General features: G+C 72.9%; 9 protein-coding genes. 5 read left to right on the forward strand and 4 right to left on the reverse strand.

Going from position 1 to position 7,139, the window contains the following annotated elements; genetic code table 11:
• Both H0487_RS20840 and H0487_RS20845 read left to right on the forward strand, forming a co-directional pair.
• A partial coding sequence (locus H0487_RS20840) for a hypothetical protein (protein ID WP_183096143.1) occupies positions 1-440 on the forward strand: 440 nt, incomplete at its 5' end.
• 86 nt (positions 441-526) lie between these two features.
• Entirely contained in the window at positions 527-1,084 is a 558-nt protein-coding gene (locus tag H0487_RS20845) for a hypothetical protein (RefSeq protein ID WP_183096144.1), read from the forward strand.
• Positions 1,085-1,093: 9 nt separating this feature from the next.
• Here the strand turns inward: H0487_RS20845 and H0487_RS20850 are convergent, their stop codons facing one another.
• Complete coding sequence (locus tag H0487_RS20850) at positions 1,094-1,426, reverse strand: rhodanese-like domain-containing protein (RefSeq protein WP_312856042.1); 333 nt, start codon at positions 1,424-1,426, stop codon at positions 1,094-1,096.
• Positions 1,427-1,437: 11 nt separating this feature from the next.
• A complete protein-coding gene (locus tag H0487_RS20855; protein WP_183096145.1) occupies positions 1,438-2,316 on the reverse strand; it encodes an Fpg/Nei family DNA glycosylase in 879 nt (292 codons plus the stop codon).
• Positions 2,317-2,415: 99 nt separating this feature from the next.
• Here H0487_RS20855 and H0487_RS20860 point away from each other — a divergent pair, with 99 nt between their 5' ends.
• The 3 genes from H0487_RS20860 to H0487_RS20870 all read left to right on the forward strand — a co-directional run bounded on the left by H0487_RS20860 (position 2,416) and on the right by H0487_RS20870 (position 4,821).
• The gene (locus tag H0487_RS20860; protein WP_183096146.1) at positions 2,416-2,664 is read left to right on the forward strand and encodes a hypothetical protein; all 249 of its coding nucleotides are present in this window, start codon (positions 2,416-2,418) and stop codon (positions 2,662-2,664) included.
• A gap of 33 nt (positions 2,665-2,697) precedes the next feature.
• The gene (locus H0487_RS20865) at positions 2,698-3,888 is read left to right on the forward strand and encodes an ATP-binding protein (protein WP_183096147.1); all 1,191 of its coding nucleotides are present in this window, start codon (positions 2,698-2,700) and stop codon (positions 3,886-3,888) included.
• Between the two features lie 75 nt (positions 3,889-3,963).
• A complete protein-coding gene (locus H0487_RS20870; RefSeq protein ID WP_183096148.1) occupies positions 3,964-4,821 on the forward strand; it encodes an FkbM family methyltransferase in 858 nt (285 codons plus the stop codon).
• On the opposite strand, the gene H0487_RS20875 is transcribed toward H0487_RS20870, so the two are convergent.
• Both H0487_RS20875 and H0487_RS20880 read right to left on the reverse strand, forming a co-directional pair.
• Complete coding sequence (locus tag H0487_RS20875; RefSeq protein ID WP_220793642.1) at positions 4,799-6,076, reverse strand: hemolysin family protein; 1,278 nt, start codon at positions 6,074-6,076, stop codon at positions 4,799-4,801. The two genes, H0487_RS20870 and H0487_RS20875, sit on opposite strands and share 23 nt — an antisense overlap.
• Positions 6,077-6,185: 109 nt before the next feature.
• Positions 6,186-7,139 (reverse strand): CoA transferase (locus H0487_RS20880; protein ID WP_183096149.1); only part of this gene is annotated, 954 nt, incomplete at its 5' end.

Here is a 7,139-nt window from a genome sequence, read left to right on the forward strand (position 1 = left end):
TCGCCCCCCCCGGCGCCTGCGGCGACGACAACGGGGACGACAAGGGAGGCGACGACGACGGCGGCGCCAGCGACGTCTTCGACGGCCCCGACGACGCCTCCCAGGACGAGTTCTGCGCCGCCTTCACGGCGGCGTTCGAGCCGCTCGCCGGGGTGGACGAGGACCCGACCGAGGAGCAGTTCGAGGCGTTCCAGGACGCGGTGGAGGACTTCGGCGACGTCGGCACCCCCGACGGCATCGGCGACACCGAGCGCGAGGGCTTCGAGGTCTTCGTCGAGGCGATCGACGGGGTCGACTACGACGACGTCAAGGACCTCGACGGCGACGACGGCTTCCCCGGGGTGGACGCCGACGACGAGGACAAGGTCGAGGCCTTCTTCACCTACGCCTCGACGACCTGCATCGCCGACAGCATCCCTTCCGACGTCACGACGGAGTGATCACCCGCCCCCCGGGCGACGTACGACGGCCGGTTCCCATCTGGGGGCCGGCCGTCGGCGTTGTGCGGGGTGGGACGATGGTGGCGATGCGTCCTCGTCTTCGCTCGCCGTTCGCGAGCCTCCTCCCGGTCCTGCTGATGGCCGCGCTGACCGCCACCGTCGGCGGCTGCTCCCGCGACGCCGGCACCGACGCCGGCGGGCCGACCGTGACCGCCACCGGTCCCGACGAGAGCGGGTCCCCGACCGAGGGGACCGTCGACGCGCCGACGGACGCGGAGGGCACGACCGACACCCCGTCGAGCGACCTCCCGGAGGCGGTCTCCGCGGTGTGCGAGCCCTACACGGTGATGGTCGAGGCGATCCAGACCGCTGCCGTGACGGGTGCCGACCCCGACGAGATCGCGGCGCGGATCGCGCCGGTGATGAAGGAGTTCGCGGCCGAGGTCGCCGAGCTGGACCGGCCGCCGGGCATGCCGGAGGAGGTGTGGGACGGCGTCGAGGCACTCGCGGAGCGGATCCTCGCGCTGCCCGACCGCCCCAGTGACGCCGAGATCGAGGCGGTCGAGCGTCAGCTGAGCCCCGAGGAGCGCGGCGCCGTCGAGGCCGCCGCCGGCTGGTTCAAGGACAACTGCGTCCTCGGCTGAACCGCGCCGTCAGGCGACGTACGGCGTCGCTCCGGAGTCGGTGACGAGCGGTCGGCCGGCGGCGTCCCAGTCGAGCAGGCCACCGTCGAGGTTGAACGCGTCGTGCCCGTTCTGGGCGAGGTAGGCCACGGCCCGGGCGGAGCGCCCGCCGACCTTGCAGACCACGAGGATCTGGCCCTCGGGCATCTCGCCAAGGCGGTCGGGGAGCTGCATGAGCGGGATGTGGACCGAGCCCTGGATGTGGCCGGCCTGCCACTCCATGTCCTCGCGGACGTCGATGACGGTCAGCTGCTCGGGCATCGGGTCGGGGACGCCGTCGACGGTCACGGTGGGGATGCGCACAGTGTTTCTCTCTACTTGAGGAGCTTGCTCAGGCGGCGGTCCGCCAGGGGCTTGCCGCCGGTCTGGCAGGTGGGGCAGTACTGGAGGCTGGAGTCGGCGAAGGAGACCTCGCGGACGGTGTCGTCGCAGACCGGGCAGGCCTGCCCGGTCCGTCCGTGGACGGCGAGGTGGGACTTCTTCTCGGCCTTGAGCTCGCTGGCGGCCAGGCCGCGCGAGCGGTCGACGGCGTCGCCGAGCGTGTCCTTGACGGCGGCGAACAGCGTCGACAGCTCGTCGTCGGTCAGGGTGCCCGCGGGCTTGAACGGGCTCATCCGGGCGGCGTGCAGGATCTCGTCGGAGTAGGCGTTGCCGATGCCGGCGATGGTGCCCTGGTGGCGCAGCACCCCCTTGAGCTGCTTGCGTCCCTCGGCCTCGAGGATCGCGGCGAGCGTCTCGCGGGTGAAGGCGTCGTCGAGCGGGTCGGGCCCGAGCCGGGCGATGCCCGCGACGTCGGCGGGCGACCGGACCAGGTACATCGCGAGCGACTTCTTGGTCCCCGCCTCGGTCACGTCGAGCCCGGAGGTCAACCCGTCGACCTCGTCGAGCACCACCCGGACGGCGAGCGGCGACTTGGTGCTGGGCCGCGGCGGGAGAGCGGGCACCTCCTCCTTCCAGCGCACCCACCCGGCGCGGGCCAGGTGGAAGACGAGGTGGAGCCCGCTGGCCTCGATGTCGAGGAACTTGCCGTGACGCCGGACGTCGTCGACGAGCGTGCCCTCGATCGCGGCCAGCGGCGGGTCGTAGGTCTTGAGGGCGCTGAACGCCGCCACGTGGACCTTCGTGATGGCACGGCCGTTCAGCCGACCCCGCAGGTCCAGGGCCAGCGCCTCGACCTCGGGCAGCTCCGGCACAGGCGCCAGCGTACGACGTACGGACACACGCGCCGAAGGCGATCCGACCGGCTGCCCGTCCCTAGTGACAGGCGGGGCCTGTCAGCGCATCATGGGTTGATGAGTGCTGCGCGACCTCTGCCGCGCACGGGTTCGGTCTTCCTCGATGCCCGTGGCGACGACCGCGCGCTCCGGGTGAGCTGGCACGAGGAGCAGGACCTGGTCGTCGTCTCGCTGTGGCGCGACAACGTCTGCACCGGCAGCTTCCGGCTCGCTGCGGACGAGGTGCCCGACCTCGTCGACACGCTCGTCGACGCGCTGCGCCACCGCCCGGCCGGTTCGTCGATCCGACACGCTAACGCGGTCTAAGGAACGGGCTAGACACACCGATACGGTCCGATCGTGGACCCGATCCGGAACCCCTACGCCCCCGGCGCGGGCCAGCGACCGCCCGAGCTCGCCGGCCGCGACGAGCAGCTCTCGGCCTTCGACGTCGTGCTCGAGCGGGTGGCGCGAGGCCGACCGGAGCGGTCGCTCGTCCTGACCGGGCTGCGCGGGGTCGGCAAGACGGTGCTGCTCAACGCCTTGCGGTCGGCGGCGGTCCGCAAGGGCTGGGGGACCGGCAAGCTCGAGGCCCGGCCCGACCAGTCGCTTCGCCGGCCGCTGTCGAGCGCCCTCCACCAGGCGGTGCGGGAGCTGGGCCACCCCAGCCCCGAGGAGGTCGACCACGTCCTCGGGGTGATCCGCTCGTTCGCCGAGCGGGAGGCCGGCACGGACGCGAAGCTCAAGGACAAGTGGAGCCCCGGGATCGCGACCCCGGCCGTCCGCGGCCGAGCCGACTCCGGTGACATCGAGATCGACCTCGTCGAGCTGCTCACCGATGTCGGCGGGCTCGCAGCCGACAAGGGCCTCGGCGTGGGGATCTTCATCGACGAGATGCAGGACCTCGGCCCGGACGACGTGTCCGCGTTGTGCGCCGCCTGCCACGAGCTCAGCCAGAGCGGCCTGCCGGTGATCGTGGTCGGCGCGGGGCTGCCGCACCTGCCCGCGGTGCTGTCCGCGTCGAAGTCGTACTCCGAGCGGCTCTTCTCCTACCAGCGCATCGACCGGCTCAGCCGCGAGGCCGCGGACAGGGCGTTGGCCGCGCCGGCCGCCGAGGAGGGCGCCGAGTACGACGAGGCCGCGCTGGTCGCGATGTACGAAGCGACCGGCGGCTACCCCTACTTCATCCAGGCCTACGGCAAGGCGGTCTGGGACCTGGCGCCGCGCGCCCCGATCACCGCCGACGACGTTGCGGTCGCCGCGCCCGAGGCCGAGCGCGAGCTCGCGGTCGGGTTCTTCGGCTCCCGCTACGACCGGGCGACGCCCGGGGAGCGCGACTACCTCCGGGCGATGGCCGACGCCGACGAGGGCACCGACCCGGTCGGCGCCGTCGCCACTGCCGACGTCGCGCTCGTGCTCGGCAAGAAGCCCCAGTCGCTCTCGCCGGCGCGCGACAGCCTGCTCAAGAAGGGGCTGATCTACTCCGGCGAGCGCGGCCGGATCGCGTTCACCGTCCCCCACTTCGGGCGCTACCTCCGCACCCAGGCCTGACCCTTCGTCGGCCCGGCGGGAAAAATTCATCGCCGTTCCGCGTAAGGATCCGAGGCCCGCGCACGTCCCTGGGGCATGACACCCACTTCTCGGACCCCCGCCCCCGCTGCCTCAGCCGCGTTCGACGCCACCTACCGGCTCTGGTCCCAGCAGCTCAACCACCGCTCCCGACGCCTGCCCCGCGACCTGGTCGGCGCACGGGTCCGGGAGGCCTTCCGCGCCCTGTGCATCGACGTCGTCCCGGCCCTGGCCCTGGAGGTCGGCGCCCACGAGGCCGGCTTCAGCCGATGGGTCCGGTCCGCGCTCCCCGGCGCCCACAGCGTCGCGTTCGAGGCCAACCCCTACGTCTTCGAGCGGTACGCCGCCGAGGTGTCGGGGAGCGGGGTCGACTACCGCCACCTGGCCGTCAGCGACGAGGCTGACGGCGTGGACCTGCGGATCCCGCGCGAGTTCCACAACCCGCGCAACGGACGGCGGTTCCGCAAGGCCAACGACAGCCGGATGGCGAGCCTGGCCGCCCATCGCGAGTCCGAGCGTGACGACGTGGTGACGGTCCCGTCGGTGCGCCTCGACGACTTCGTGGCGAGCGACACCGACCTCCGGCCCGGCGAGGAGGTCGTCGCCTGGATCGACGTCGAGGGGGCGTCCCGCCAGGTGCTGACCTCCGGGACCGACGTGCTCGCCCGGACGGCGCTGCTCTTCATCGAGGTCGAGCGGCGGCCGCAGTGGGAGGAGCAGTGGCTCGACGTCGACGTCGCCCGCTTCCTCGCCACCTGCGGCCTCGTCCCGATCCTGCGCGACGTCCAGCGGCCGGGACAGCACAACGTCGTCTACGCACGTGCCGACCTCGCTGCGCTGCCCGCGACCGCCCGGCTGTGCGAGCGCACCTACCGCCGCCCCGGGCGCGAGGTCAGGGCGCAGGGACCGCGCTGATCGCGATCCGGGTCACCCGTCGTCCGTCGAGCTCCTCGACCTCGAGCCGGGCATCGCCGACGTCCACGGCATCGCCGACCTCGGCCAGCCGCCCGAGCCGGGCGACCACGTAGCCCGCGGCCGTCTCGTAGTCGCCGTCCGGCAGGTCGATCCCGGTCACGTCGGCGAAGTCCTCGATGCTGAGTCCGCCGTCGACGACCGTCGGAGTGCCGGGGACGTCCGCGTCGGGCTCGTCGTACTCGTCACGGATGTCGCCGACGATCTCCTCGACCAGGTCCTCGAGCGTGACGATGCCGTCGGTGCCGCCGTACTCGTCGACGACCACGGCGAGGTGGGTGCCGTCCTTGCGCATCGTGGACACCGTCGGGAGGACCCGGTTGGTGCCGGGGAGGTGGAGCACCTCGCGCTGGACGTCGGCGACCGTACGTCGGTCGCCGGCGCCGACGTCGAGGAGGTCGCGCACGTGGAGGAACCCGGTCACGTCGTCGAAGCTCTCGCCGCGGACCGGGTACCGCGAGTAGGCCTGGGTCGCGACGAACCCGACCGCCTCGGTCAACGGGGTGCTCGCGTCGACGAAGACCACGTCACCGCGCGGCCGCATCACCTCCTTGAGCGTGCTGCGGGTCGCGGAGAACACGTCGGTCAGGATCTGGCGCTCGTCCTCGCCGAGTCCCTCGTGGGTGGTGACGATGTCGCGCAGCTCGTCGTCACTGACGGCGTCGTTGGTCGCCGAGGGGTCTCCGCCGAGCAGCCGGACCAGAGCGTCCGTCGACACCGACAGCAGCCAGATGACAGGCCGCATCAGGGTGGCGAAGCGGTCGAGCACCGGACCGGTGGCCAGTGCCACCTGGGTGGATCGCTGGAGCGCGAGCCGCTTGGGGACGAGCTCGCCGAGCACCAGCGAGAGATAGGCGATGAGCAGCGTCATGAGAACGAGCGCGACGGTGTCGGCCGCTTCGTCGTCGAGGCCGACGTCGACGAGGTACGGCGCGACGTCGGGCCCGAGGGTCGACCCGCCGTACGCCGCGGAGAAGAAGCCGGCGACCGTGACGCCGATCTGGACGGCGGAGAGGAAGCGGTTGGGGTCACGCGCGATCGCGGCGACCCGGACGCCGCGACCGCCGCGCTGCTCGAGCTGGTTGACCTGGGACTCACGGAGGGAGACCAGGGCCAGCTCGGTCGCGGCGAAGACGCCGCCGACGACGACGAACAGCACGACGAGGCCGAGGTTCACGAAGGTCTGGGTGTCGATCATGCCCGTTCACCTCCCAGGAGCAGGAGAGGCGAACGGGTGGTACTTCGTGGGTCGTCCATGCCCCCGGATTCTAGGGGTCGGTCGGTGGGCCGATGGTGCGGCCGCCGCCTCAGCGCCAGTTGGGCTCGTAGCGGCCCAGCGGACCGGCGGGGATCCGCAGGTCAGGGGTGAGGCCGTCGATCTTGCCCGGCAGCGGGGTCGACATCGCCCGGCCCCAGGCCGTGGACCGCGTGGTCAGCGGCGTGTGGGCGGGCTCGCCGGACAGGTGCGGACTGGGCGACGGGTTGTCGGAGAGCAGGTGGGCCGTGGCCGCGAGCGCGGTCGTGACGGTGCCGGCCCGCCTCTCGGCGAGCAGGCGCACCACGCCGGCGGCCAGCAGGTAGCCGGTGCCGTGGTCCAGCGCCTGGGCGGGGAGCGAGGCCGGCACCTCGGTGCCGGCGCGCGCCGTCTCGGTCGCCGCGATCCCCGAGCTCATCTGCACCAGGCTGTCGAAGCCGTGTCGGCGGCCCCACGGGCCGCGGGTGCCGTAGGCGCTGATCCGGCCGATGACCAGCGACGGGAACCGCTCGGCGAGCATGTCGTGGCCGAGGCCGAGGCTGTCGAGGGCGCCCGGCCGCAGCCCGTGGACGAGGACGTGGGCGTCGGCGAGCAGCGAGAACAGCTGGGAGCGGCCGGCGTCGGTGGAGATGTCGAGTGCTGCGCAGCGCTTGCCCTCGGTGGTGATGGGCAGCAGCGCCCCGACCTCGTCGAAACCGGGCGGGTCGATCCGCAGCACGTCGGCGCCATAGCCGGCGAGGAAGCGGGTGGCGATCGGGCCGGCGATGACCCGGGTGATGTCGACGACCCGGAGCCCGGCGAGACGAAGTCGCGGCGACGGCACGAAGCCGGACGCGTGGCGGGAGCGCCGGATGTCGACGAGCGGCAGGCCGGCGGCAGCCATGCCGGCCGGGTGGGCGAGCCACTCGTCGCGGCTCCGCAGGACCGCGGCGCAGCCGTCGGCGTCGACGACCGCCTGCTCCAGCGCCTCGCCGTCCCGCTCCCGGACAGCGGCGGCGACCGCGGC

It is taken from the genome of Nocardioides stalactiti, assembly GCF_014180715.1.
In the GTDB taxonomy this organism is placed as follows: domain Bacteria; phylum Actinomycetota; class Actinomycetes; order Propionibacteriales; family Nocardioidaceae; genus Nocardioides; species Nocardioides stalactiti.

Bases quoted from the DNA above. Each gene is read 5' to 3' on its own strand.
- H0487_RS20845 (WP_183096144.1), top strand. From the start codon at position 527: ATGCGTCCTCGTCTTCGCTCGCCGTTCGCGAGCCTCCTCCCGGTCCTG.
- H0487_RS20860 (WP_183096146.1), top strand. From the start codon at position 2,416: ATGAGTGCTGCGCGACCTCTGCCGCGCACGGGTTCGGTCTTCCTCGAT.
- H0487_RS20875 (WP_220793642.1), bottom strand. From the start codon at position 6,076: ATGATCGACACCCAGACCTTCGTGAACCTCGGCCTCGTCGTGCTGTTC.
- H0487_RS20870 (WP_183096148.1), top strand. From the start codon at position 3,964: ATGACACCCACTTCTCGGACCCCCGCCCCCGCTGCCTCAGCCGCGTTC.